Source organism: Pseudomonas sp. H3_D04 (genome assembly GCF_054669175.1).
Genome location: NZ_CP162801.1, coordinates 6,264,985 through 6,287,223 on the forward strand (window position 1 = coordinate 6,264,985; position 22,239 = coordinate 6,287,223).

Here is a 22,239-nt window from a genome sequence, read left to right on the forward strand (position 1 = left end):
AGGGCACAGAATTCTGCAAGAACCTCACCCCTACAGAGGATTTCCCATGAGCATCGTTCGTAGCGACAAGCCCTTCGTCCTGGCCGGTCGTACTTACCAGTCGCGTTTGCTGGTAGGCACCGGCAAGTACCGCGACATGGAAGAAACCCGCCTGGCCATCGAAGCTTCGGGTGCCGAGATCGTCACCTTCGCCGTGCGCCGTACCAATCTGGGCCAGATCGAAGGCGAGCCGAACCTGCTCGAAGTGCTGTCGCCGGATCGCTACACCTTCCTGCCGAACACCGCGGGTTGCTACGACGCCATCGAAGCCGTGCGCACCTGCCGCCTGGCCCGTGAGCTGCTCGATGGGCACAATCTGGTGAAGCTGGAAGTGCTGGCCGACCAGAAAACCCTGTTCCCCAACGTGATCGAAACCCTCAAGGCCGCCGAAACGCTGGTCAAGGAAGGCTTCGACGTGATGGTCTATACCAGCGATGACCCGATCATCGCCCGTCAATTGGCGGAAATCGGCTGCATCGCGGTCATGCCGCTCGCCGGTCTGATCGGTTCGGGCCTGGGGATCTGCAACCCGTACAACCTGCAGATCATCCTCGAAGAAGCCAAGATTCCCGTGCTGGTGGATGCCGGTGTCGGTACCGCTTCCGACGCCACCATCGCCATGGAACTGGGTTGCGAAGCCGTGCTGATGAACTCGGCCATCGCCCACGCCCAGCAGCCGATCATGATGGCTGAAGCCATGAAACACGCCATCGTCGCGGGCCGCCTGGCCTACCTCGCCGGTCGCATGCCGAAAAAACTCTATGCCAGCGCCTCCTCGCCGCTGGATGGTCTGATCAAGTAAGAGCCATTGATGACTGAATCAAACGACACGCCAATCCAGACGGAAGAAGGCGACGAGCGCCAACACCGCCGCATCAAGAGTTTCGTGATGCGCGCCGGGCGCATGACCGAAGGCCAGCAACGCGGTCTGGACCAGGGCACGCCGCTGTTCGTGCTGCCATTGGCCGACGCGCCGGTAGACTTCGACCAAGTGTTCGGTCGCTCGGCGCCGCGCTCGCTGGAAATCGGTTTCGGCATGGGCCATTCGCTGCTGGAAATGGCCGCGGCCTCGCCAGAACAGGATTTCATTGGCGTGGAAGTGCACCGTCCGGGTGTCGGCGCGCTGCTCAATGGCGTTCTGACGCAGGGCTTGACCAACCTGCGGGTCTACGATTGCGATGCAATCGAAGTGCTCAACCGTTGCGTGGCCGACAACAGCCTCGATCGCCTGATGCTGTTTTTCCCGGATCCATGGCACAAGAGTCGTCACCACAAGCGTCGTATCGTTCAGGCGTCGTTCGCTGAGCTGGTGCGCAGCAAGCTGAAAGTCGGTGGCATTCTGCACATGGCCACCGACTGGGAGCCCTACGCCGAGTACATGCTGGAAGTGATGAACGTCGCCCCGGGTTATCGGAACCTGGCTGAAGACGGCAAATGCGTCCCGCGCCCGACCGAACGCCCGATCACCAAGTTCGAACGCCGCGGCGAGCGACTTGGGCATGGCGTTTGGGACCTGAAGTTCGAAAAACAGTCCTGAGCCCTACGCACTACAAACTGTGGGAGCGAGCCTGCTCGCGAAAGCGATCTGACAGTCAACGATAATGTTGAATGTGACGACGCCTTCGCGAGCAGGCTGCTCCCACATTTGCTTTATGCAGTGTTCAAGATCGGCGTCTGGCCGCCGAAAGCTCTATGCCCCCAATTGTAAAGGAAGACAAGGTTTTGAAATTCATCCTCGTCTGCATCCTGTTGTTCATCGCCCTGCCTTCAATGGCTCACGGACAGACGCTGACGATCGACGACTACTTTCAACGTGCCCAGGATGCAGCTGATCAAATCAAACGTAACGCGGATGAGTTGGTCAGGCTGGAAGCAAGCGGGGAGCTGGATTTCAAGAACAAGCCCGAGCAAATAGGCAACATGGAAGGTGATCTGGAGGCCTTCAAATACAATTTGAAGATGGCGTCTGACGGTGGGCATCCCATCGCGAGCTATTTGCTGGCTAATACCCTGAGCAAACCGGGCCCTACCGAACAACAGCGCAGGGAAACCTGTGAGCTTTATGAAAAAGCCATGGATCAAGGCTTTTTGGCGGCAGCCGTCGCCTACTTCCATCGGTGCGATCAGGACTCGATGAAGTCTGACCGACGCGATGCCGGTCACTTGAAATATCTGCAGACGCTTGAGGAGCTGCTTCAGGAGCCAGATATTTTTGCTGATTTTTATCCGATGCCGGCCAAGCGCGCCCTGTGCTTTCAGGACTTGCAGCCAGGCTTGTCAAAAGAACGAGTGATAGGGTCCTTGCAGGCGCGTGCTGTCGCATTGATGCTGACCGAAGATCAGTACCGGGCCGAGGCCAATTACATTCTGGCAATGAGCCGAGTCAATGAGAGTGGCAGGCTCGACCGTCAGAATGTTGTGTATCTGGACAAGGCCGAAGCGTTGGGCTGCCACGACTTTATGGGGATCATTGCCAGGATCCGAAGCGAAGCCAAGTCCGTGGGCAAGCCATAAAGGGCATTCGCAATACAAAAAATGTGGGAGCGGGCTTGCCAGCGATGGCGGTCTGACAGTCAACGAAGATGTTGAATGTTATGACGTCATCGCGAGCAGGCTCGCTCCCACAGTTGTTTTGGGTGTAGTCAAAGGTCAGCGGCGGTCGGCGACGACGCCGATCAGCACCAGCACCACCAACAACACCGGCGCCAGGCTGTAGTTGTTGAACTGGCTCAGGCCTTTGATGATCCACGGGGTGGCGTAGATCAACGCGACGCCGCTGCCGACCATGCACACCAATGCCATCAGCGGGACGCGCAAGGCGCCGGCGATGCTGCCCAGGCGTTGGTCGACCCAGCCTTTGATATCGGCGCCAAACAACACCAGCAGACAGCCCACCAGCGCCAGAGAGATTTCCGACAGGTTGCTGCGGCTCCAGCGGGAGACGGTGGCGAGCAGGTCGAGTATCAAATCCATTCGTTTTCCCCTAAGGCTGAAATCAGCTCAGAAATGTTTGCAGCAAGTCATTGAGAAACAGCTGTCCGCGATCAGTCGCCGCCAGACGTGACGGTTCGACCCGCAACAGGCCGCTTTGTTCGGCTTCCCGCCGGCCTTCGGCGAGGCTTTCCAGCGGCAGTCCGGTGCGCTCCGGATACAGGCGCGATTCCACGCCTTCAGTCAGGCGCAGGGCGTTCATCAGGAAGTCGAACGGCAGCTCGTCGTTGGTCAGCGCTTTCTCTCCGGCCTTGAAGCTTTTCGCCGGGTTCAGGTAATCCTTCGGCAGGCGCGTTTTCCAGGTGCGCACGATGCGCCCGTCCGGATGGCTCAGCTTGCCGTGGGCACCGGCACCGATGCCGATGAAGTCGCCGAAACTCCAGTAGTTGAGGTTATGCCGCGCCGGGCGACCAGGCTGAGCATAAGCCGAGACTTCGTATTGCGCGTAACCGTGTTCGGCAAGCAGCGCCTGACCGGCTTCCTGAATGTCCCACAGCGTGTCGTCTTCCGGCAGCGTCGGCGGCTGGTTCCAGAACACCGTGTTCGGCTCCAGCGTCAGTTGATACCAGGACAGATGCGTCGGCTTCAGGGCGATGGCCTGGCGCAGGTCGTTCAACGCATCGTCCAGCGACTGATCCGGCAAGCCGTGCATCAAGTCCAGATTGAAGTTATCGAACCCGGCCTGACGTGCCATGCCGGCGGCTCGCACCGCTTCGTCACCGTTGTGAATCCGCCCCAAGGCCTTGAGCTTCTCTTCCTGGAAACTCTGGATACCGATCGACAGGCGATTGATGCCCAGCGCGCGGTAGGCGACGAATTTCTCTTGCTCGAACGTTCCCGGATTGGCTTCCAGGGTGATTTCGATGTCGCTGGCGAACGCAATCCGCTGCTCGACGCCTTTGAGCAAACGACCCAGGGCTTCGGCGCTGAACAGGCTCGGCGTGCCGCCACCGAAGAAAATCGAGCTCAGCTCACGACCGTAAACCGCATGCAGGTCCTGATCGAGGTCGGCCAGCAACGCGTCGACGTACTCTTCTTCCGGCAGCACCGGGCTGGCAGTGTGGGAGTTGAAGTCGCAATAAGGGCATTTGCGCACACACCACGGAATGTGGATGTACAACGCAAGGGGCGGCAGCACGGGGAGCGCGGCCCGAGGCGAGGGGGCGGCACCGCCGAAAATCAGCGGTGACGCGGATGAGTCGTGGGTCATATCAGGCCTAGACGCTGGCGCAGCAGATCCATTGCACGGGCGCGGTGGCTGATGAGGTTCTTCTCGCTCGGGCTCAGCTCGGCGCTGGAGCAATCGCGCGACGGCACCCAGAACAGCGGGTCGTAGCCAAACCCGTGTTCACCGCTGGCCGCCGTCAAGATGCGCCCGTGCCACAGGCCTTCGCAGAGGATCGGCAGCGGATCGTCGGCATGTCGCACCAGCGCCAGCACGCAGACGAACTGTGCGCCGCGCTCAGATTCCGGCACATCCTTCAACGCATCGAGCAGTTTGGCGTTGTTCGCCGCATCACCCTGGCCATCCGCGTAACGAGCCGAATAGATACCCGGCGCACCGCCAAGGAAATCTACCGCTAGCCCGGAATCGTCGGCCAGCGCCGGCAAACCGGAGATGCGCGCGGCGTTGCGGGCCTTGAGGATGGCATTCTCGACGAACGACAGGCCGGTTTCTTCAGGCTCGACGCTGCTGAACTCGCCGATCGAGCGCAGTTGCACCGACTCGCCGAGCATGGCCTGGAGTTCCTTGAGTTTGCCGGCGTTATGGCTGGCCAGTACGAGTTGCGTGAAGTTCATCATTCGCCGGGGAAAAGCTCTTGGTTGAAATTGATGGTGTTGATTTTATCGCCGTTCTGCACCTTGATCTCGAAGGTGCGGACTTCCTGCTGATCCACCGGGAACTGGGCGATGTAGTAGATCGCGCCCTGTTCGGTGATCTGTTTGAATTTCAGCGGCACACTTTGGCTGGTCAGGTCTTTGACCGTCCCGCTGACCTGAGCCATCTGGGGTTTGCCTTCCTTGATTACCGAAACGTTGATCACGCCTTGATTCTTGCTGCGGGTGAGCTCCGCGGCTTTAGCGATATCAGGGGTCAGAAAGGTCGAGTTGAAGGTGTTGTAATGCACCGTCACATCACCAAACTTCTCCTGACGATCACCTTTGATGACGTCGGCGGCCATGGCCGTGACGCTCAGGCAGGCAGTAAGTACAAACAGCGCTAGACGACCCATGATCGTTCTCCTTGGAATGTCGTGGTTCAGACCGCGATTTTGTGATCCTGCAACCCTGGGCTGCTGACGCGGTAAATACCGATTTCACCTAATAGATTAGGCCATAGCTTACTGGCCCACCCGTGGCGGTGTTGTTGATCCACGGCCAGCCGATCAATGACCTTGGCTTCACGTTCGCGACACAACGCTTCAAAGTCTTCGAAGGTGCAGAAGTGGATGTTCGGCGTGTTGTACCAGGTGTATGGCAGAAACTCCGACACCGGCATCCGGCCCTTGCTCGCCAGGTACCAGCGGCAGCGCCAGTGACCGAAGTTGGGGAAGGTGATGATGCACTGGCGGCCGACCCGCAGCATTTCGTCGAGGATCCTGTCCGGGTAATGCACGGCTTGCAGCGCCTGGGTCATGACCACGACGTCGAAGCTGTTGCTGGCGAAGTTGCCGAGGCCCTTGTCCAGGTCCTGCTCAATCACGTTGATGCCCTTGGCCACGCATTCGGCGATGTTGTCCGGATCGTTTTCCAGGCCATAGCCCGTCACTTGTTTGTTATCGCGCAGCCAGGTCAGCAGTTCGCCGTCGCCGCAACCGAGGTCGAGCACGCGGCTGCCAGCGGGGATCCATTCCTGGATGATTTCCAGATCAGCTCTCATGGCTTTCTCACAACGTAATGCGGTTCATGTAATTGCTGAAGGCCTGCAAGTAACGCGGGATCGGAATCAGGAAGGCGTCGTGGCCTTGCGGAGCGTCGATCTCGAGGTAGCAAACGTCCTTCTTGGCCGCCATTAGCGCATTCACCAGTTCCCGCGAGCGGGCAGGGGAGAAGCGCCAGTCGGTGGTGAAAGACATCACGCAGAACTTGGCCTGGGCATTGGCGAAGGTTTTCGCCAGGTCATCGTCGAAGTTGGCTGCCGGGTCGAAGTAGTCCAGCGCCTTGGTCATCAGCAGGTACGTGTTGGCGTCGAAACGCCCGGAGAACTCTTCGCCCTGATAACGCAGGTAGCTTTCAACCTGGAATTCGACGCTGTGGAAGTCGTAGTTGAGCTTTTCGCTCTTGAGGCCACGACCGAATTTCTCGCCCATCGAGTCATCCGACAGGTAGGTGATGTGCCCGACCATCCGCGCCAGCATCAAACCGCGCTTGGGGATCACTCCCGCCTCTTGGAACGAGCCGCCGTGGAAATCGGGGTCGGTGAGGATCGCCTGGCGCGCCACTTCGTTGAAGGCGATGTTCTGCGCCGACAACTTGGGGGCCGAGGCGATGGCCAGACAATGACGAATGCGGTCGGGGTAGGTGATGCTCCACTGCATCGCCTGCATGCCGCCGAGGCTGCCGCCGATTACGGCGGCCCATTGACGAATGCCGAGCAGGTCGGCCAGGCGCGCCTGGCTGTGCACCCAGTCTTCCACGGTCAGGACTGGGAAGTCAGCGCCAAACGGCTTGCCGGTCTCCGGATTGATGCTGCTGGGGCCGGTGGAGCCGTTGCAGCCGCCGAGGTTGTTCAGGCTGACCACGAAGAATTTGTTGGTGTCGATCGGCTTGCCGGGGCCGATGCAACTGTCCCACCAACCGGGTTTGCGGTCGTCGGGGCTGTGGAAGCCGGCAGCGTGATGATGACCCGACAAGGCGTGGCAGATCAGCACGGCGTTGCTCGCCGTGGCGTTCAGCGTGCCGTAGGTTTCGTAAATGAGGTCATAAGCTGGGAGCGAACGGCCACAGGCCAGGGCCAGGGGTTCACTGAAGTGCGCCACTTGCGGCGTCACCAGACCAACAGAATCGGCGGGAAAGGCAGTTGGCATCGACCCTGCTCTCGTTGAAATGAGGCGTAAGTCTAAAGACCGGTGGGGTCAGCGGCAAGCAAAGGGCGGGCCTGATTTCATTCAGCTGGACCGAGATGTGGCATTCGCGGGCAAGCCTCGCTCCTACAGGGATTGCGTCATCTTGCAGGCGCGAGGCTTGCCCGCGAAGAACGATGACGCGGTTAACCTGCCGGACGCAGCAGATCCGGCAAATCCGGCAGCTTCTTCGGCGAACAGATCCGCACCCGCTTCTGCCGGTTCAACTCCCCGCTGATCAAACTGACCTGACTCTTGGACACCCCAAACGCCTTGGCCAGAAACGCCATCAGATACGCGTTGGCCTTGCCTTCGACCGGCGGTGCGGTCAGGCGAATCTTCAGCCGATCCCCGTGCAGCCCGCAGAAGTCATCGCTGCGGGCTGCCGGTTGCAGGTGACATTCCAGAATCAGATCGTCACCGTCCCAGCGAAAGTAGCTCATCAGATCAGGCCGAGGAGCCCCATCGGCATCAGGGCGAAGTTCGCAAGGCGCGGGATCAGCCAGCTTTGCAGCAACTGGATCACGATAAACGCGAAGATCGGCGAGATGTCGAGGCCACCCAGGTTCGGAATGATCCGACGGAACGGGGCGAGTACTGGTTCAGTGATCTGCGCGACCAGTTCTGCACCTGGGTTGTGGCTGCCCGGGGCGACCCAGGACAGAATCACGCTGATGATCATCGCCCAGAAAATAATGTTCAAGAACAGAGAGAAGAGGGCGATCAGGGCCCATGGCACCAGGAACAGCCAGTCGACCATGAAGCCTTTGAGCAGCAGGATCACCGCGATCAGCAGCATTTGAATGATCAGCGCCAATACCAGTGACGACATGTCCAGCCCGAACATGCTCGGGATGACCCGGCGCAGCGGCTTGAGCAGCGGTTGGGTGGCCTTAACGATGAACTGGCAGAGCGGGTTGTAGAAGTTCGCCCGGACCAATTGCAGGATGAAGCGCATCAGTACGATCAGCAGGTACAGGCTGCCCAGGGTTTTAATTATGAAAATGGCAGCGTCATTGAGTCCAAGCATCATTAATTCCTTTGTAAGAGCTGATTAGCGGCCAAGTTGCTCAGCCATCTCGGCCGAACGGTGCGCAGCGGCGCCGAGTGCTTTTTCGACCAGCGCTTCAAAGCCGCCGGCCTGGAACGATTTGATTGCCGCTTCCGTGGTGCCCGCAGGGGACGTCACGCGACGGCGTAATTCAGCAGCGTCGACATCACTGGCAACCGCCATGTGTGCGGCACCCAACGCGGTTTGTACCGTCAATTGTGCGGCGATGTCCGCTGGCAGGCCGAGTTTCACGCCAGCGGCGGTCATGGCTTCGATCAGCAGGAAGAAGTACGCCGGACCCGAGCCGGAAACGGCGGTGACCGCGTCCAGTTGCTGCTCTTCGTTCAGCCACAGCGCAATGCCGACGGCCGACAACAGCTCTTCGGCTTGCTGACGTTGCTCAGCGTTTACTTCGGCCGTGGCAAACAAACCGCTTACGCCCTGACGCAGCAGCGCCGGGGTGTTGGGCATGCAGCGCACGATCGGCTGGGCGCCGAGCCAGTTGTTCATGCTGGCGCAGGTGATGCCGGCCGCAATCGAAACCACCAGTTGATTCGGTTTCAGGCTTGGGCGAATCGCTTCGCACACGGCTTTCATGGCCTGCGGCTTGACCGCCAGCACTACCACGTCAGCGTCTTGAATGGCATCGGCATTGTCGGCGAATACTTCAACGCCATGTTCAGCCTGCACCTTGGCGCGGGTTTCGGCGCCCGGATCGCTGGCGCGGATCTGTGCGGCGTCCAGGCCTTTGGCGCGAAGACCGCCGATGAGGCTGGCGGCCATGTTTCCGGCACCGATAAAGGCAATACGAGTCTTGCTCATGTCAGGTCCTTATCAAGAGAGGCGTCAGCCATTGTCATGGTTGACCGTAGTCGCGGGCGCCAAACAGGGCCGTACCGATGCGGACCCAAGTGGCACCCTGGGCGATGGCCGACTCGAGGTCGTGGCTCATGCCCATGGAAAGTGTGTCTAGCGGCAGATTCAGGCTGGCTTGCAGGCTTTGCACGGCAGCAAAAGCGGCATCCTGGGCGGCGCGATCTTCAGTCGGCTCAGGGATCGCCATCAGCCCTCGCAACTTGATGCGCGGCAATTCGCTGATGGACTTGGCCAGGGCCGGCAGGTCGGCCGGGGTGCAGCCGGATTTGCTGGCTTCACCGCTGACATTGACCTGGATGCAGATGTTCAGGGGCGGCAGATCGGCAGGGCGTTGTTCGGACAGGCGTTGTGCGATTTTCAAGCGATCCACGGAATGCACCCAGGCGAAGTGCTCGGCGATAGCGCGAGTCTTGTTCGATTGAATGGGGCCGATGAAGTGCCAGATCAAGGGCAGGTCGGCCAATTCGAGCTGTTTGCCCAAGGCTTCCTGCAAGTAGTTCTCGCCAAAATCGCTCACGCCTGCGGCATACGCCTCGCGCACGGCCTCGGCAGGCTTGGTCTTGCTCACCGCCAGCAGTTGAACGCTGTGCTCGTCGCGGTGGGCGGCAAGGGCGGCGGCGCGGATGCGCGAACTAACCTGAAGAATGTTGTCTGCTATCGTGGACATCAAAGAGGCGCCGGCGGTTTGAAGGTTGGCGGCATTCTACTGGAATTGAGGAGCGCTATGGATATCACTGAGCTGCTGGCCTTCAGCGCTAAACAGGGCGCGTCCGACCTGCACCTGTCTGCCGGCCTGCCACCGATGATTCGCGTCGACGGCGACGTGCGGCGCATCAACCTGCCGGCCCTGGACCACAAACAGGTGCATGAGCTGATCTACGACATCATGAACGACACCCAGCGGGTGGACTTCGAGAAACACCTGGAGACTGATTTTTCCTTCGAAGTGCCCGGCGTGGCGCGTTTCCGGGTCAACGCCTTCAACCAGAACCGGGGGGCGGGTGCGGTATTCCGGACCATCCCGTCGAAAGTCCTGAGCATGGACGACCTCGGCATGGGCGAGGTGTTTCGCAAGATCACCGAGGCGCCGCGCGGCCTGGTGCTGGTGACCGGCCCCACCGGTTCCGGCAAGTCCACCACCCTGGCGGCGATGATCGATTACCTGAACAACCATCGCCATCACCACATCCTCACCATCGAAGACCCCATCGAATTCGTCCATGAATCGCGTAAATGCCTGATCAATCAGCGCGAAGTCCACCGTGATACCCGTAGCTTCGCCACGGCCCTGCGCTCGGCGCTGCGGGAAGACCCCGACGTGATTCTGGTGGGGGAAATGCGTGACCTGGAGACCATTCGCCTGGCATTGACCGCCGCCGAGACCGGTCACTTGGTGTTCGGCACGCTGCACACCACGTCAGCGGCGAAGACCATCGACCGGGTGGTGGACGTGTTTCCGGGGGACGAGAAATCGATGGTGCGGTCGATGCTGTCCGAGTCGTTACTGGCGGTGGTGTCGCAGACCCTGATCAAGAAGATCGGCGGTGGGCGCATTGCGGCGCACGAAATCATGCTCGGCACGTCGGCGATCCGTAACCTGATCCGCGAAGACAAGGTGGCGCAGATGTACTCGTCGATTCAGACCGGGGGCAGCCTGGGGATGCAGACGCTGGACATGTGCTTAAAGGATTTGGTGACCAAGGGCTTGATCAGCCGGGAGCATGCACGGGAGAAGGCGCGGACGCCGGATAACTTCTGAGGAGGCCAGAAACGCCTTCGCGGGCAAGCCTCGCTCCTACAGGTCAGGCATGTGCCGCAAAAAATGGCACGTGACCTGTAGGAGCGAGGCTTGCCCGCGAAGAGGGCGTCATGACCGAAGCAAGTGCCGGGTCTGACCCCGGGACTTCAGATCAGCGCTGAACAACCTGAAGTGTGTTCTTCTCTTTCGGCAGAACCCGCTTGGCAACCACGTAGTGGCTTTCCCAGTACGGTTTCTTCAAGGTGTCGATGGTCACCGACTTGCCACGGCGCGGTGCGTGGATAAAACGGTCGTTGCCCAGGTAGATGGCAACGTGATTGACCCGACGGCTCTTGATGTTGAAGAAAATCAGGTCGCCCGGCTTCAGATCCTTGCGATCGACTTTCTCGCCATGACCGCTGGCCATGGCATTGGACGTGCGTGGCAGGTCGAACGTGGCGTCGTTGAACGCGTATTTCACCAGGCCGCTGCAATCGAACCCTTTACTTGGGCTGCTGCCGCCCCAACGGTAAGGTGTACCGAGGACGTTGACGGCGCGACTCAGCACGTTGCTGCTTTCCTTGGTCGCCATCGGCGGAACAAGGCTGCTTTTACTAGCCAGCTGTGGAGCACGTTTTTCGGTTTTCTTGTTTTTGCTCGAAGGAGCAGAAACATGGGATTTTTGGGTGTAACCATTAACGTTTGGAAGACGTTGCTCACGATTGGTGGCGTGGGCGGCCAGTGGCATCAAAAGGCAAATGGTTAGCCATGTCTTGAAAAATGGACGCATTAGGCAAGGCTCATATGGGTTAGCGCGCAACTTTATAACAGCTTTTTTTGCCCTTCCGAGGCCGTTGGTCGATTCAACTTGTGGTCAACGGAACCAAATAAGCGGCAAATGGACGCAATTGTCGGACAGAAGTCAGGTGGTATAAGGCTTTGACGCAACCGAAGGTAGCATGTGCCATACGTCGGCAACCTGTAAAAAAGTCACAAAGAATTCAAGAATATTTATCTATCGTGTGAATCGAGGTCCTTCATGAACACCTATCAACAGGCTGGCCAGCAGCAAGATACACACAGCAAAGTGATCGGCTACCTGCTGTGGATTTTTGGTTTTACCGGGGCTCACCGCTTCTATTACGGCAAGCCGGTGACCGGGACGATCTGGTTTTTCACCTTCGGTTTGCTGGGTATTGGCTGGCTGATCGACATCTTCCTGATCCCGGCCATGGACCGTGAAGCGGACCTGCGTTTTACCGCCGGGCCCATCGAGTACAACGTAGCGTGGATTCTGCTGACGTTTCTCGGTGTCTTCGGCGTACACCGGATGTATCAGGGGAAGTGGATCAGCGGATTGCTGTACCTGGTGACGGGCGGGTTGTTCTTTCTGGGGGTGCTGTATGACTTCTGGACGCTGAATGACCAGGTGTCCGTGCGTAACGCGCAGAATCGCGGCACTTTCCAGTAAGCCATCGCCAGCAGGCTAGCTCCCACAGGGGATTTGTGTTGTTCACAGATCCTGCGTGGGAGCTAGCCCTGCTAGCGATTGGGACAGCTCAGTCTCAAGACTGGTGGCTGATCCGCCCATCCACCAGGGTGTAGCGCACGACGCCGGGCAGGCTATGCCCAATGAACGGGCAGTTCTCACCCTTGGACAGCCAGGTCTCACCGGCCACGGTCGAAGCCGCCGGATCAAACAGCACGATGTCCGCCGGCCCGCCTACGGCTAACTTGCCCGCCGGCAAGCGCAACGCCTCGGCAGGCCCGGTGCTGAGGCGCGCCAACAACGTTGGCAGATCCAGCAACCCATCCTCCACCAGTGTCATCGCCAGCGGCAGCAGCAGTTCAACGCTGCTGATGCCCGGCTCGGTCGCGCCAAACGGTGCCAGTTTGGCATCCCGTTCGTGGGGCTGGTGATGGCTGGAGATGGCCGAAACCACGCCCGACTTCACCGCTGCACGCAAGCCATCGCGGTCGGCGCGGGTGCGCAGCGGCGGCTGGACGTGATAGAGGCTGCTGAAGTCGATCAGCGCTTCGTCGGTCAGGATCAGTTGATACAACGCCACATCGGCGGTCACCGGCAGGCCACGGGCCTGGGCCTGAGCGATCAGCGCCACGCCGCGAGCGCTGGTGAGCTGGCTGAAGTGCGCACGCACGCCGCTTTGCTCGACCAGCAGCAGGTCCCGGGCCAGGGCCACGGTCTCGGCGGTTTCCGGAATGCCCGGCAAGCCGAGGAAACTGGCGGTCGGGCCTTCGTGGGCCAAACCACCTTCGGCCAGATCATGATCCTGAGAGTTGAAAATCACCGTCAGGTCGAAGGTCGCCGCGTATTCCAGCGCCCGGCACAACGTGCGGGTGTTGCGGAAGCTCTCCAGACCGTTGCCGAAGGCCACGCAGCCGGCATCGCGCAAAGCGACCAGTTCGGCCAGCTGTTCGCCGTCCAGGCCTTTGCTCAGGGCGCCGATCGGGAAGACTTTGGTGTTGCCGGCCTCGCGGGCGCGGTCGAGGATCAGTTCGGCCACGGCCGAAGTATCGAGCACCGGTTTGGTTTTCGGCGGGCAGCACAGGCTGGTCACGCCACCGGCCGCGGCGGCGCGGGTTTCGCTGATGATCGAGCCTTTGCGGCTGTAGCCCGGCTCGCGCAGGGCGACGTTCAGGTCAACCAGGCCAGGGGCGGCCACCAGGCCTTTGGCGTCAATGGTGTCGACGGGCACAAAACCGGCGGGTGCGGCGCCGAGGGCAACGACTTTGCAGGCTTCAATATGAATATCGGTAACTTGATCCAGGCCTGTGGCCGGATCGATGACACGTGCGCCGAGAATGCTGAGCTTCACTGGGCGTTCTCCTGCTCGAATTGACGTTGCGCAGTCTGCCCGCTCATGGCCATGGACAAAACGGCCATACGAATCGCGATGCCGTAGGTGACCTGGTTGAGGATCACCGAGTGCGGACCGTCGGCCACCGCCGACTCAATCTCCACCCCACGGTTGATCGGCCCCGGGTGCATGACGATGCAGTCCGGCTTGGCCCCGGCCAGGCGCGCGGTGGTCAGGCCGAACAGGCGGTAGAACTCGCCCTCGCTCGGTAGCAGGCCGCCGGTCATGCGTTCGCGTTGCAGGCGCAGCATGATCACCACATCGACGTCTTTCAGGCCTTCGGTCATGTCGGTGTACACCTTCACGCCGTATTGCTCGATGCCGATCGGCAGCAGGGTTTTCGGCGCGATCACACGGATGTCCGGGCAGCCGAGGGTTTTCAGCGCCAGCATGTTCGAGCGCGCCACCCGCGAGTGCAGGATGTCGCCGACGATGGCCACGGAGAGGTTTTCGAAGCCGCCCTTGTGCCGGCGGATCGTCAGCATGTCGAGCATGCCCTGGGTCGGGTGCGCATGACGGCCGTCGCCGCCGTTGATGATCGCCACTTGCGGGCAGACATGTTCGGCAATGAAGTGCGCCGCACCGGAATCACCGTGACGCACGACGAACATGTCGGCGGCCATGGCTTCCAGGTTGCGCAGGGTGTCGAGCAGGGTTTCGCCCTTGCTCGCCGACGAGGTCGACACGTTCAGCGTGATGACGTCGGCCGATAGCCGTTGGGCCGCCAGCTCGAAGGTGGTGCGGGTGCGGGTGGAGTTCTCGAAGAACACGTTGCACACGGTCTTGCCGCGCAGCAACGGGACTTTCTTCACCGCCCGGGCGCCGACCTCGAGGAACGAGTCGGCGGTGTCGAGGATTTCCGTCAGCAACTCGCGGCGCAAACCGTCGAGCGAGAGGAAGTGGCGCAGCTGGCCCTGATCATTGAGCTGCAGCGGGCGCTTGGTTTCTAGAGGCGTCATCGCGAGGGGGACTCTCAATAGGGCGGATTAAAGGGCGAGGTCTTGCAGTTCGAGCTTGAGCTCCGGGCCGGACAGCTTTACCCGCTCGTGGGCCGCAAGCGTCAGCGTCGCACCGACCACGTTCGGGCGGACCGGCAACTCGCCGGCGTCCAGGTCCAGCAGGCACACCAGCGTCACGCTGGCCGGGCGGCCGTAGTCGAACAGTTCATTCATGGCGGCGCGGATGGTTCGACCGCTCATCAACACGTCGTCGATCAGCACCAGGTGCTGGCCTTCGATTTCGAACGGCAGGGCGGACGGGCGCACTTGCGGGTGCAGGCCGTTCTGGCTGAAATCGTCGCGGTAGAAGGACACGTCCAGGGTGCCGAGGGGCGAATCGCTGCCCAGTTCATCGAGCAACGCCTGGGCGACCCAGACGCCGCCGGTACGAATGCCGATGTAACGCGGTTCGCTGATGCCACGGTGTTCCAGATGTGCCTTGAGACGGATCGCCATCTGGCTGATCAGTTCGGCGGGATTGGGCAGGCTCATGGTTGCTCCTTCTTGGGCCCGAGCCGGTGCGTGCGGGGTTTGGCTCGGGTTCTAGCTAAGAGAGACGCTGTGACGGCGCTTCAGGATTCGAACAGTGCGGTGTTTTCGTCGAGCCAGCCTTGCAACAGCAGGGCGGCGGCGATGGCGTCGACCGGGTTGTCGCGGTAACTGCCTTTTTGCCCGCCGCGATCACGCCGCTCGCCCTTGGCTTCGAAGGTGGTCAGGCGTTCGTCGTGCGTATAGAAGGGCAGGTTGTAGCGGCCATTGAGGCGGCGGGCGAATTTCTCCGCGCGCAGGCACATGTCGCTCGGCGTGCCGTCCATGTTCAGGGGCAGGCCGACGACCACGGCGTCGGGCTTCCACTCTTTAATGAGGGCTTCGACCTGGTTCCAGTCGGGAATACCGTTTTGCGCCTTCAAGGTGCACAGCTCGCGGGCCTGACCGGTAATCACCTGGCCGACCGCAACGCCGATCTGTTTGGTGCCGTAGTCAAAACCCAGAATCAGTCGCAGAGCCATCAGGCGTGGCCCGCCTGGCTGGTCAGCAGGCTGAGATTGACCCCGAGGTGCTTGGCCGCTGCATCCAGGCGCAGTTCGCTGCTGGTGTTGAACAGGATGTCGGCGTCAAACGGACAGGTCAGCCAGGCGTTCTGCGCCAGTTCGGCTTCAAGCTGTCCGGCTTCCCAGCCAGCGTAACCGAGGGCAATGACGCTTTTGGCCGGGCCGACACCGTCAGCGATGGCGAACAGCACGTCCTGGGAGGTGGACAAGGAAAGATCGCCTTCCAGATCAACGGTCGCCTGGAAGGTCTTGCCCGAAGGGTGCAGGACAAAACCACGGTCGGTCTGCACCGGGCCGCCGATGAAGATCGGCACATGCTGGCAGAGCACCGGCGGTTCGATGTCGGGGCGCAATTGCTCGAGGATATCGGCCAGATTCAGGTCTTGCGGGCGGTTGACCACCAGCCCCATGGCACCATTGGCCGTATGCTCGACGATGTAGGTCAAGGTGTGCGCAAAGTTCGGGTCGGCCATGTGAGGCATGGCGATCAGGAAGTGATGCTTGAGGTAGCTGGGGCTGACGTTCTTCATGAGCGCTAGTGTGGCGTTGGAGGGGCGAACTGACAAGCTGGGGATGCACAGGAAATGCCTGGGCGGGTGTCTTTTGATCCGGGTTTTGCTTGAGGGCCTCTTCGCGGGCAAGCCTCGCTCCTACAGGTTCGGTATGTACCGCAAAAGTGGCGCATGACCTGTAGACGCGAGGCTTGCACGCGAAGGCGCCGGCTCAATCACCCAAATCAATTGATCAATTACTGGACAACCGGTCCCCACGGGCGAATTTCCACGTGCGGATGATCTCCAGCCGATCAATGTCCGACAAATCCCCGGTAAACGGTGAAAACGGTGCCGCCAGCCGCACAATCCGCTGCGCCGCCTGATCCAGCAGCGGTTGCCCGGAGGATTCCAGCACCAGCACTTCATACAGCGAGCCATCGCGGTTGATCGAGACCATCAGGCGCAAATTGCCGTAGATCTGCTTGCGTCGCGCTTCGTCGGGGTAATTCAAGTTGCCGATGCGCTCGACCTTCTTGCGCCATTCGTCCTTATACCAGGCGCCCTTGTCTTTCATGGTCGAAGCAGCGCTCAGGCGGTGGATGCGTGGGCGCTTGGCGTACAGCTGTTGTTCGTTGGCCAGTTCCGCTTCCAGGCTGGCGATGTCGCTGGACAGCTGTTCAGTGTCGAACGTCGGCGCCGCCACCGCAGGCTTGGTTATCGGCTTGATCTCTTCGTTCTTGGCCGGGGCTTTTTTCGGCTTCGGCGCGACCGTGGTCACGGCAGCCTTGGGCGCGGCTTCCGGCACTGGCGGCTTGGCGGCCGGCGGTGGCGTGACTTTCTGCACCTTGTTGTCCTGGAAGGGCGCGACCTCGGTGGTCTTGGGAATCGCCTTTTTATCCAGGGTGCCGCTGCCTTCCTGATTTTCCTGGGCAAGGAAATCAGCTTTCGCAGGCTTCTTTTCGCTTTTGAAGGTGGCGAGGGTGATTTCCAGGGTTTTGCTGATCTGCTTGGGTTCGACCATCGTGAACCCGACGCCCAACAGCAAGGCCAGGTGAATCAGCGCCGCTAGAAACAGGGTAAATCCGAGGCGATCGGCCGGGCGCACGCCACGATGGGCGAGTTCAGGGGGCAGATCGGACGGAAGTGTCATGACAAAAAAACCAACATCGCGTTTTTACGGGCTCGGCATGATAACGCAATGTTGGTTTTTAGCTTCAAGCTACAAGTATCAAGCGACAAGCTGTAGGGCGTCAGCTTCAAGCTTGCGGCTTGCGGCTTGAAGCTTGCAGCTGCTTCTCTATGGCATCCATCAGCATGCCGCCGATGTCGGTGCCAAACGCATTATCAATCTCGCGAATGCAGGTCGGGCTGGTGACGTTGATTTCGGTGAGGTGCTCACCAATCACGTCCAGACCCACGAACAGCAGGCCTTTCTCACGCAGGGTCGGGCCGACCTGAGCAGCGATCCAGCGATCCTTGTCGGTCAACGGGCGGGCTTCGCCACGACCGCCGGCCGCCAGGTTGCCACGGGTTTCACCGGCGGCCGGGATCCGTGCCAGGCAGTAATCCACGGGTTCGCCGTCGATCATCAGGATGCGTTTGTCGCCATCGATGATTGCCGGCAAGTAACCCTGGATCATGATCTGCTGCTTGCCATGCAAGGTCAGGGTTTCGAGGATCACCGACAGGTTCGGGTGGCCGACGGTGTGACGGAAGATCGACGAGCCGCCCATGCCGTCCAGCGGCTTGAGGATCACATCGCCGTGGTGATCGGCGAACTCGCGCAGCACGTCCGGGCGACGGCTGACGATGGTCGGCGGCGTGCACTGCGGGAACAGCGTGGCGAACAGCTTTTCGTTGCAGTCACGCAGGCTTTGCGGCTTGTTGACCACCAGCACGCCAGCGCGCTCGGCTTGCTCCAGCAGGTACGTGGAGTAGACGAACTCCATGTCGAATGGCGGATCCTTGCGCATCAGTATCACGTCAAGATCGCTCAGCAGCGCGTCGGTCTCGGCTTCCAGTTCGAACCATTTTTCCGGGTTGGCGAAGACTTTCAGCGGACGCATCCGCGCTCGGGCTTCACCTTCGGCCTGGTACAAATCGCTCTGTTCCATATAGAACAGTTCCCAGCCGCGCTTCTGTGCGGCCAGCAGCATGGCCAGCGAGCTATCCTTTTTATAGGAGATGCTGGCAATAGGGTCCATGACAATCCCGACGCGAACGCTCATGGGTTTTTCCTCGAATTGGGGTGGTCCGGATGGACACGAAAAAGTGGCGTCAGATTGGCGCCCAGTGTGTTCCCGGTCAAGGAAAAACCACCGTGTCAGTCGCCCGATAGATTGGTGTTGGAGACTGTGCTAAAAAGGCTGCCATGTCGTGCTGGCCCTTGAACATCAAGGGTTTCGAGCCACCGAAGGTCCGTAAACGGACAATTTGATTCGCAAAGGCGACGGTAGAGCATTTATGGAACAGCATTCCAGCGCCTTGAAGGTCATGGTGATCGACGATTCGAAGACGATTCGTCGTACCGCCGAAACGCTGTTGAAAAACGTGGGTTGTGAAGTCATCACGGCCATCGATGGTTTCGATGCCCTGGCCAAGATTGCCGATAACCATCCCGGCATCATCTTTGTCGACATCATGATGCCGCGCCTGGATGGCTATCAGACCTGCGCGTTGATCAAGAACCACAGTGCGTTCAAGTCCACGCCAGTGATTATGCTGTCGTCCAAGGACGGGCTGTTCGACAAGGCCAAGGGGCGCATCGTCGGCTCCGACCAGTTTTTGACCAAGCCTTTCAGCAAGGAAGAACTGCTGAACGCGATCCAGGCCCATGTACCGGGCTTCGCCGCCGTTTTGCCGCAGTAGGACACGCACAGTGACGCTCGGCCAGCGGGCCCGGCGTTGACAAGAATGGGGAAGACCATGGCACGTATTCTGATCGTCGATGATTCGCCGACCGAAATGTACAAACTGACCGGCATGCTGGAAAAGCACGGTCATGAAGTGTTGAAAGCCGAAAACGGCGCCGACGGCGTGGCCCTGGCCCGTCAGGAAAAACCCGACGCGGTGCTCATGGACATCGTCATGCCCGGCCTCAACGGTTTCCAGGCGACCCGCCAGTTGACCAAAGACCCGGAAACCGGGCATATCCCGGTGATCATCATCACCACCAAGGATCAGGAAACCGACAAAGTCTGGGGCACACGCCAGGGCGCCAAGGATTACCTGACCAAACCGGTCGACGAAGAGACCCTGATCAAAACCCTGAACAACGTGCTGGCCGGTTGATCGTCCGGCCATGACCGAGTCGCTGACGGCTTTCGAACTGCTGCTGCAGATTGACCAGCGCTGTCGTCTGCTGGCGGCGGATCTGCCATCCCAGCCAACCCGACAGGACCGCTGGAGCGGCATCGGCTTTCGCTTGGGCGAAAACTGGTACGTCGCGCCCATGGGCGAAGTCAGCGAGGTCCTGCACGAACCGCGTTTCACCCAATTGCCGGGCGTCAAACCCTGGGTCAAGGGTGTGGCCAACTTGCGCGGACGATTGCTGCCGATCATGGATTTGTGCAGCTTCTTCGGACATGAGCAGTCGACCCTGCGCAAACAGCGGCGGGTGTTGGTGGTGGAGCACGGTGAAGTGTTTGCCGGGTTGATGGTCGACGAAGTCTTCGGCTTGCAGCACTTTGCCCAGGACAGTCTGGAACCGGTGTCGATGGCCGATCTGCACGGGCCGATTGCCGCGTTCGTCCAGGGCCGGTTTCAGCGTGAGCAGACGTGGCAAATATTCAGCCCGTTTACGCTGGCGCAGTCGCAAAGCTTTATGCATGTAGCGCTGTAATCAAGGCGACGCCCCAATCCTGCAGGAGCGAGGCTTGCCCGCGAAGAACGAAAACGCGGTGTTCCCGTAAGACCGTAGCGCCTGCTTCGCGGGCAAGCCTCGCTCTTGCAAGGGCGTCGTTGAATCAGGCAGTACAGGCGAGGACCGATGATAAAAACAAAAACAGGCAAGCCAGAAGGATCGCGCAGCCGCTCGCAGATCATCGTGCTGTTCATCGCGCTGATCATCTTCATCATGCTGCTGTTTGCCAACTTCGCTTACCTCAACACGCAAGCCACGTATGACAAACAGTACATCGGCCACGCCGGCGAACTGCGCGTGCTGTCCCAACGCATCGCCAAAAACGCCACCGAAGCCGCTGCCGGCAAGGCGGCAGCGTTCAAGCTGCTGAGCGATGCACGCAACGACTTCGCCCAACGCTGGGGTTACTTGAAGAAGGGCGACCCGGCCACCGGCCTGCCGCCAGCGCCGTCCGCCGTGCGCCCGGAAATGCGCGCCGTTCAGCTGGACTGGGAACGGCTGCTGAAAAACACCGACGCCATCCTCTCCAGCGAGCAGACCGTACTCTCGCTGCATCAGGTCGCCGCGACGCTGGCCGAAACCGTGCCGCAGTTGCAGGTCGAATACGAAAAAGTCGTCGAAATCCTCTTGCAGCGCGGCGCGCCAGCCGCTCAGGTGGCCATGGCCCAGCGTCAGTCGCTGCTGGCCGAACGCATCCTGGGCGCGGTGAACACCGTGCTGTCCGGCGATGAAAATTCACAACAGGCCGCCGACGCGTTCGGTCGCGACGCTGCCCGATTCGGCCAGGTACTCAATGGCATGCTCCAGGGCAATACGTCGCTGCGGGTCAGCCAGGTCGAAGACCGCGATGCGCGGGCCCGCTTGACCGAGATTTCCGAGCTGTTCGAATTCGTTTCCGGCTCTGTGGATGAAATCCTCGAAACCTCGCCGGAGCTGTTCAAGGTTCGCGAATCGGCGACCAACATCTTCACCTTGTCACAGACCCTGCTCGACGAAGCCTCGCACCTGGCCAGCGGGTTCGAAAACCTTGCCGGTGGGCGCGACACCGACACCATTGGCGGCTACGTGCTGGGCCTGTTGGCGCTGATGTCGATCATCCTTATCGGCCTGGTGATGGTTCGCGAAACCAACCGCCAGCTGCGCGAAACCGCCGAGAAGAACGAGCGCAACCAGACCGCGATCATGCGCCTGCTCGACGAGATCGAAGACCTCGCCGACGGCGACCTCACCGTGACGGCCTCGGTGACCGAAGACTTCACCGGCACCATCGCCGACTCGATCAACTATTCCGTCGATCAACTGCGCGACCTGGTGGCGACCATCAACCTCACCGCCGGCCAGGTCGCCGCCGCCGTGCAGGAAACCCAGGCCACCGCCATGCACCTGGCCCAGGCGTCGGAACATCAGGCGCAACAGATCAGCGAAGCCTCCACCGCGATCAACGACATGGCCCAGTCCATCGACCAAGTCTCCGCCAACGCTGCCGAGTCCTCGGCGGTGGCGGAACGTTCGGTGGAAATCGCCAACAAGGGCAACGAGGTGGTGCACAACACCATCCACGGCATGGACAACATTCGCGAGCAGATCCAGGACACTGCCAAGCGCATCAAGCGTCTGGGCGAGTCCTCTCAGGAAATCGGCGACATTGTCAGCCTGATCGATGACATTGCCGATCAGACCAACATCCTTGCGCTCAACGCGGCGATCCAGGCCTCGATGGCCGGTGATGCCGGGCGCGGTTTTGCAGTGGTGGCCGATGAAGTGCAGCGTCTGGCCGAGCGTTCGTCCGCCGCTACCCGGCAGATCGAAACCCTGGTGCGAGCGATCCAGACCGACACCAACGAAGCCGTGATTTCCATGGAACAGACCACCACCGAAGTGGTGCGCGGCGCGCGTCTGGCGCAGGATGCCGGTGTGGCCCTGGAAGAAATCGAAGGGGTATCGAAGACCCTGGCGGCGCTGATCCAGAGTATTTCCAACGCTGCGCAGCAGCAGACGTCTTCAGCCGGTCAGATTTCCCTGACCATGAACGTGATCCAGCAGATCACCACGCAGACTTCGTCGGGCTCGACCGCCACCGCCGAAAGCATTGGCAACCTGGCGAAAATGGCCAGTCAGCTGCGGCGCTCGGTGTCCGGTTTTACCTTGCCGGCGGCCAAGGCGCAGGCGGCGGATAAAGTGTGAAGCGCCCGCAG

The 22,239-nt window shown here is 60.5% G+C and carries 27 protein-coding genes; 9 read left to right on the forward strand and 18 right to left on the reverse strand.

Annotated elements, in window-relative coordinates; translation table 11 throughout:
* The first annotated feature begins 46 nt into the window (after nt 1-46).
* The 3 genes from AB4N91_RS28760 (at nt 47) to AB4N91_RS28770 (ending at nt 2,553) form a co-directional block, all read left to right on the forward strand.
* Nucleotides 47-841 (forward strand): thiazole synthase, encoded by a 795-nt coding sequence (locus tag AB4N91_RS28760; RefSeq protein WP_010466815.1) that lies wholly within the window; start codon nt 47-49, stop codon nt 839-841.
* Nucleotides 842-850: 9 nt separating this feature from the next.
* Nucleotides 851-1,576 (forward strand): tRNA (guanosine(46)-N7)-methyltransferase TrmB, encoded by a 726-nt coding sequence (gene trmB / locus AB4N91_RS28765; RefSeq protein ID WP_083375541.1) that lies wholly within the window; start codon nt 851-853, stop codon nt 1,574-1,576.
* A 185-nt stretch (nt 1,577-1,761) separates the two neighbouring features.
* Entirely contained in the window at nt 1,762-2,553 is a 792-nt protein-coding gene (locus tag AB4N91_RS28770) for a hypothetical protein (protein WP_460111975.1), read from the forward strand.
* Nucleotides 2,554-2,688: 135 nt separating this feature from the next.
* On the opposite strand, the gene AB4N91_RS28775 is transcribed toward AB4N91_RS28770, so the two are convergent.
* The 10 genes from AB4N91_RS28775 to AB4N91_RS28820 form a co-directional block, all read right to left on the reverse strand.
* A complete protein-coding gene (locus AB4N91_RS28775) occupies nt 2,689-3,012 on the reverse strand; it encodes a DUF3392 domain-containing protein (protein ID WP_010466821.1) in 324 nt (107 codons plus the stop codon).
* Between the two features lie 22 nt (nt 3,013-3,034).
* A complete protein-coding gene (gene hemW, locus AB4N91_RS28780) occupies nt 3,035-4,240 on the reverse strand; it encodes a radical SAM family heme chaperone HemW (RefSeq protein WP_145306720.1) in 1,206 nt (401 codons plus the stop codon).
* Nucleotides 4,237-4,833, reverse strand: a complete 597-nt coding sequence (rdgB, locus tag AB4N91_RS28785; RefSeq protein WP_077747222.1) for an RdgB/HAM1 family non-canonical purine NTP pyrophosphatase — start codon at nt 4,831-4,833, stop codon at nt 4,237-4,239. The genes hemW and rdgB overlap by 4 nt, the downstream gene beginning before the upstream one ends.
* Nucleotides 4,830-5,264, reverse strand: a complete 435-nt coding sequence (locus tag AB4N91_RS28790) for a DUF4426 domain-containing protein (protein ID WP_077747223.1) — start codon at nt 5,262-5,264, stop codon at nt 4,830-4,832. The genes rdgB and AB4N91_RS28790 overlap by 4 nt, the downstream gene beginning before the upstream one ends.
* Nucleotides 5,265-5,290: 26 nt before the next feature.
* The gene (gene metW / locus AB4N91_RS28795) at nt 5,291-5,911 is read right to left on the reverse strand and encodes a methionine biosynthesis protein MetW (RefSeq protein ID WP_010466828.1); all 621 of its coding nucleotides are present in this window, start codon (nt 5,909-5,911) and stop codon (nt 5,291-5,293) included.
* A gap of 7 nt (nt 5,912-5,918) precedes the next feature.
* Nucleotides 5,919-7,058, reverse strand: a complete 1,140-nt coding sequence (gene metX, locus AB4N91_RS28800; RefSeq protein ID WP_010466830.1) for a homoserine O-succinyltransferase MetX — start codon at nt 7,056-7,058, stop codon at nt 5,919-5,921.
* A gap of 182 nt (nt 7,059-7,240) precedes the next feature.
* Nucleotides 7,241-7,537, reverse strand: a complete 297-nt coding sequence (locus AB4N91_RS28805; protein ID WP_008007416.1) for a DUF167 domain-containing protein — start codon at nt 7,535-7,537, stop codon at nt 7,241-7,243.
* Nucleotides 7,537-8,124, reverse strand: coding sequence for a YggT family protein (locus AB4N91_RS28810; RefSeq protein WP_010466835.1), 588 nt, complete (start codon nt 8,122-8,124; stop codon nt 7,537-7,539). The genes AB4N91_RS28805 and AB4N91_RS28810 overlap by 1 nt, the downstream gene beginning before the upstream one ends.
* 24 nt (nt 8,125-8,148) lie before the next feature.
* Nucleotides 8,149-8,967: a pyrroline-5-carboxylate reductase gene (proC, locus tag AB4N91_RS28815; RefSeq protein WP_010466837.1), complete on the reverse strand. Its 819-nt coding sequence runs from the start codon at nt 8,965-8,967 to the stop codon at nt 8,149-8,151.
* A gap of 34 nt (nt 8,968-9,001) precedes the next feature.
* On the reverse strand, nt 9,002-9,688 hold the full coding sequence (locus tag AB4N91_RS28820) for a YggS family pyridoxal phosphate-dependent enzyme (protein WP_010466839.1): 687 nt from the start codon (nt 9,686-9,688) through the stop codon (nt 9,002-9,004).
* A gap of 57 nt (nt 9,689-9,745) precedes the next feature.
* Here AB4N91_RS28820 and AB4N91_RS28825 point away from each other — a divergent pair, with 57 nt between their 5' ends.
* Complete coding sequence (locus AB4N91_RS28825; RefSeq protein WP_010466841.1) at nt 9,746-10,780, forward strand: type IV pilus twitching motility protein PilT; 1,035 nt, start codon at nt 9,746-9,748, stop codon at nt 10,778-10,780.
* A 151-nt stretch (nt 10,781-10,931) separates the two neighbouring features.
* Here AB4N91_RS28825 and AB4N91_RS28830 read toward each other — a convergent pair whose 3' ends face one another.
* On the reverse strand, nt 10,932-11,549 hold the full coding sequence (locus tag AB4N91_RS28830) for a C40 family peptidase (RefSeq protein WP_077747226.1): 618 nt from the start codon (nt 11,547-11,549) through the stop codon (nt 10,932-10,934).
* Nucleotides 11,550-11,798: 249 nt separating this feature from the next.
* On the opposite strand from AB4N91_RS28830, the gene AB4N91_RS28835 reads away from it, so the two are divergent.
* Nucleotides 11,799-12,230: an NINE protein gene (locus AB4N91_RS28835; protein ID WP_077747227.1), complete on the forward strand. Its 432-nt coding sequence runs from the start codon at nt 11,799-11,801 to the stop codon at nt 12,228-12,230.
* 94 nt (nt 12,231-12,324) lie between these two features.
* On the opposite strand, the gene AB4N91_RS28840 is transcribed toward AB4N91_RS28835, so the two are convergent.
* The 7 genes from AB4N91_RS28840 to gshB all read right to left on the reverse strand — a co-directional run bounded on the left by AB4N91_RS28840 (nt 12,325) and on the right by gshB (nt 18,410).
* The gene (locus tag AB4N91_RS28840) at nt 12,325-13,596 is read right to left on the reverse strand and encodes a dihydroorotase (protein ID WP_010466848.1); all 1,272 of its coding nucleotides are present in this window, start codon (nt 13,594-13,596) and stop codon (nt 12,325-12,327) included.
* Nucleotides 13,593-14,597, reverse strand: coding sequence for an aspartate carbamoyltransferase catalytic subunit (locus AB4N91_RS28845; protein ID WP_007897943.1), 1,005 nt, complete (start codon nt 14,595-14,597; stop codon nt 13,593-13,595). The genes AB4N91_RS28840 and AB4N91_RS28845 overlap by 4 nt, the downstream gene beginning before the upstream one ends.
* Nucleotides 14,598-14,624: 27 nt before the next feature.
* Nucleotides 14,625-15,128 (reverse strand): bifunctional pyr operon transcriptional regulator/uracil phosphoribosyltransferase PyrR, encoded by a 504-nt coding sequence (pyrR, locus tag AB4N91_RS28850; RefSeq protein WP_460111976.1) that lies wholly within the window; start codon nt 15,126-15,128, stop codon nt 14,625-14,627.
* An 80-nt stretch (nt 15,129-15,208) separates the two neighbouring features.
* Complete coding sequence (gene ruvX / locus AB4N91_RS28855) at nt 15,209-15,646, reverse strand: Holliday junction resolvase RuvX (protein WP_005792259.1); 438 nt, start codon at nt 15,644-15,646, stop codon at nt 15,209-15,211.
* Nucleotides 15,646-16,218 carry a YqgE/AlgH family protein gene (locus tag AB4N91_RS28860; protein WP_077747229.1) on the reverse strand — a complete coding sequence of 191 codons (573 nt, stop codon included), beginning with the start codon at nt 16,216-16,218 and terminating at the stop codon, nt 15,646-15,648. The genes ruvX and AB4N91_RS28860 overlap by 1 nt, the downstream gene beginning before the upstream one ends.
* Nucleotides 16,219-16,432: 214 nt before the next feature.
* Nucleotides 16,433-17,332 carry an energy transducer TonB gene (locus AB4N91_RS28865; protein ID WP_083375545.1) on the reverse strand — a complete coding sequence of 300 codons (900 nt, stop codon included), beginning with the start codon at nt 17,330-17,332 and terminating at the stop codon, nt 16,433-16,435.
* A 106-nt stretch (nt 17,333-17,438) separates the two neighbouring features.
* Nucleotides 17,439-18,410, reverse strand: a complete 972-nt coding sequence (gene gshB / locus AB4N91_RS28870) for a glutathione synthase (RefSeq protein ID WP_010466860.1) — start codon at nt 18,408-18,410, stop codon at nt 17,439-17,441.
* 235 nt (nt 18,411-18,645) lie between these two features.
* Here gshB and pilG point away from each other — a divergent pair, with 235 nt between their 5' ends.
* The 4 genes from pilG to AB4N91_RS28890 all read left to right on the forward strand — a co-directional run bounded on the left by pilG (nt 18,646) and on the right by AB4N91_RS28890 (nt 22,228).
* A complete protein-coding gene (gene pilG, locus AB4N91_RS28875; protein WP_010466861.1) occupies nt 18,646-19,050 on the forward strand; it encodes a twitching motility response regulator PilG in 405 nt (134 codons plus the stop codon).
* A gap of 57 nt (nt 19,051-19,107) precedes the next feature.
* Nucleotides 19,108-19,473, forward strand: coding sequence for a twitching motility response regulator PilH (gene pilH, locus AB4N91_RS28880; protein WP_008068134.1), 366 nt, complete (start codon nt 19,108-19,110; stop codon nt 19,471-19,473).
* A gap of 10 nt (nt 19,474-19,483) precedes the next feature.
* Complete coding sequence (locus AB4N91_RS28885) at nt 19,484-20,023, forward strand: chemotaxis protein CheW (protein ID WP_010466863.1); 540 nt, start codon at nt 19,484-19,486, stop codon at nt 20,021-20,023.
* A gap of 147 nt (nt 20,024-20,170) precedes the next feature.
* Entirely contained in the window at nt 20,171-22,228 is a 2,058-nt protein-coding gene (locus AB4N91_RS28890) for a methyl-accepting chemotaxis protein (RefSeq protein ID WP_010466865.1), read from the forward strand.
* The last annotated feature ends 11 nt before the right edge of the window (nt 22,229-22,239 follow it).